1 rRNA gene is annotated in these 367 nt (G+C 52.9%); it reads right to left on the reverse strand.

The annotated features are described in order from the left end of the window. A 23S ribosomal RNA gene (locus tag B4923_RS20740) occupies positions 1 to 367 on the reverse strand; the annotation flags it as partial.

Consider the following 367-nt stretch of genomic DNA (forward strand, 5'->3'; position numbering starts at 1 on the left):
AGACAGGATATCTCGTGTCCCGCCCTACTCATCGAGCTCACAACCTGTGTATCTTCGTGTACGGGACTATCACCCTCTATTGTGCGACTTTCCAGACGCTTCCACTGACACACAAGCTGATGCAGACTCTGGGCTCCTCCCCGTTCGCTCGCCGCTACTGGGGGAATCTCGGTTGATTTCTTTTCCTCGGGGTACTGAGATGTTTCAGTTCCCCCGATTCGCCTCATCACACTATGGATTCATGTGATGATAGTGTGTCGAAACACACTGGGTTTCCCCATTCGGGTATCGTCGGCTGTAGCGGTTCATATCACCTTACCGACGCTTTTCGCAGATTAGCACGCCCTTCATCGCCTCTGACTGCCTA

Origin of the sequence: Brenneria roseae subsp. americana, assembly GCF_003115815.1 — a bacterium.
Classification (GTDB): domain Bacteria; phylum Pseudomonadota; class Gammaproteobacteria; order Enterobacterales; family Enterobacteriaceae; genus Brenneria; species Brenneria roseae.